This window comes from Chitinophaga sp. (assembly GCF_036569125.1).
Classification (GTDB): Bacteria; Bacteroidota; Bacteroidia; order Chitinophagales; family Chitinophagaceae; genus Chitinophaga.
Genome location: NZ_DATCRF010000788.1, coordinates 1 through 2376, shown reverse-complemented (window position 1 = coordinate 2376; position 2376 = coordinate 1). Strand labels below are relative to the sequence as shown.

Here is a 2376-nt window from a genome sequence, read left to right as displayed (position 1 = left end):
ATCTATTGGTATCATGCTCATAGCTCAAAGACCTTGTAAGGGATATTTTCCGGCTCTTTATCTGTGTTCGGCTGCATAAGCTGGATATACTCTGCCAGATCAGCTATGCAGGGAAGCCGGAAGATCATTTTCAGCGGTACCTCCAGCCGGAACCTTTTTTTCAGGGCAGCCATCAGTTGCATTCCCAGCAAAGAATGCCCGCCCAGTGCAAAGAAATTATCATATACACTTACTGCGCCTATATGCAGCAGCTCTTTCCATATTTCTGCCAACACCTCCTCTGTTTCATTCCTGGGCGCAGTATTGGCGCCGGTTAACAGGTCGTTTGCGGAGGTTGCCAGCAGCGCGCGTTTATCGATCTTCCCATTTGGTGTTAACGGAAATTCCGGTAATGCCACCCACAAACCCGGTATCATGTATGCCGGCAACCTGTTTTGCAGGTAACGCACCATTTCCTTCCGGTTAAAGTTTTCCTCAGGGGTCACAAATGCTACCAGGGCTTTCTCTTCGCCCGGTGCTTCCCGGGTTAATACCATACATTGATCAACCAGGCCGCTTTGCTGCACCACACTTTCTATTTCACCGGGCTCTATACGGTATCCTCTTATTTTCAGCTGATCATCCAAACGGCCCAGGTACATGATATTACCGCCGGGCAGCCATTTACCCTTATCCCCTGTGCAATAAAGCCGTGCATTATTATCAGCGGAAAAAGGATCCTGAATGAATTGCTGATTGCTGAGCGCTGCATTATTCCAGTACCCTCTTCCAACACCTTCACCCGCTATGCAGATCTCTCCCGCCACCCCAAGGGGAACCGGGTGTTTCCCTGCATCCAGGATATAAACTTTATTATTGGCGACCGGTTTTCCGATGGGAACATTCTGGTCTGGAGCATCCGCCTTAATGAAAGGGAAGAATGTGCCGCATATGGTTGTTTCCGTAGGACCGTAACCGTTAATGATCCTGAGATCAGGCGCCCGGTTGCAGAAGCGCTGCAGCACTGCCTGCCGGATAGGCAATACCCCTACCAGCAATCGTTTTAAGAAGATCTCTTTGCCGGATGTTTCAAAAAAATCGGCCACTGCGGCCAGGATGGTTGGCGGAAGATATGCGGTTGTTATCTGTTGTTTTATGAGATACTGTGCTATAAAAGCAGGATCCAGCGCATGTTCCTGGCCTAGCACATGTAAGGCGTTACCAAAACAGAGATTAATAAAAAGCTCCCATACAGAAACGTCGAAAATAAAGGGGCAAAGTGTTAAGCCGGCTCCATCCTTTTCAGGAGGCGCTAACAGCTGGAAACCATTGAGCAGGTTCAGCACGTTCCTATGTTCTACCATCACTCCTTTGGGCTTGCCGGTAGAGCCGGAGGTGTAGATCACATAAGCCAGGTGATGCGGCTGCAATGCGGTAACAGGGGCGCTTAGCGGCTGCTGTTCCAGTACATCTGACAGCGCATCCAGCAGCAATACCTGCCCGGTATAATCTGCCGGAATAATTTCTTTAAGACCGGTTTCACTTATTACTATGCCTGCTGTGGTATCGTTTAATAAATAGCTGATCCGTTCCTGCGGATAATCCGGATCAATGGGCACATAAGCGCCGCCTGCTTTCAGGATGCCCGTGATCCCTATGATCATATCTATGGAACGGTTCATGCAAATGCATACCAGGCTGTCTTCAACCACGCCCCAGGTGCGCAGGTAATGTGCCAGCCGGTTACTGCGCTCACGCAATGTTTTATAATTGATCTGCTCAGTGCCGCACACCACGGCTATGCCTTCAGGCGTACGCAGGGCCTGCGCTTCCAGCAGGTCTGCGATGGTTTTGTTGCGTGGATAGTCTGCTTCCGCGCCGCTAAATTCATCCAGCAGTAAATGTGTTTCCTGCTCATCCAGTATTTGCAGATCAGCTATCTGTGTTTCCGGATCGCTGACAATGGATGACAACAGCTGCTCATAGTGGCCCAGCATACGCTGCATGGTAGCGGGCTCATATAATGAACGGTTATACGACAGGTAACACACTAAACCATTGTCCCGGTCTGTAACCGTTAGCGTGAGCTCAAACTTTACCCGCTCGCTGCCGGCCGGTTCCGGCAATACTTATAAGCCTTCCAGCTCCATCGGGCCTCCTTCCTGCTGCATGGCAAACATCACCTGAAACACAGGACTGCGGCTCATATCCCGGTCCTGCATAACGGTTTCCACTATCTTGCTGAAGGGTACACCCTGGTGGTCATAACCGGATAAGGTAGTTTCCCGTACCCGCAGCAGCAGCTCCCGGAAAGCCGGGTTACCGCTTAAGTCGGTACGCAGGGCCAGCGTGTTTACAAAAAAGCCTATCAGCCCTTCGGTTTCCTGGTGATGGCGG

The 2376-nt window shown here is 50.6% G+C and carries 1 protein-coding gene and 1 pseudogene; both read right to left on the bottom strand.

Annotated elements, in window-relative coordinates:
• Positions 1–17: 17 nt before the first annotated feature.
• The gene (locus tag VIM87_RS28995; protein WP_332000362.1) at positions 18–275 is read right to left on the bottom strand and encodes a phosphopantetheine-binding protein; all 258 of its coding nucleotides are present in this window, start codon (positions 273–275) and stop codon (positions 18–20) included.
• A gap of 96 nt (positions 276–371) precedes the next feature.
• Positions 372–2321 (bottom strand): annotated as a pseudogene (locus VIM87_RS28990) (non-ribosomal peptide synthetase); the annotation flags it as partial.
• Positions 2322–2376: the final 55 nt, after the last annotated feature.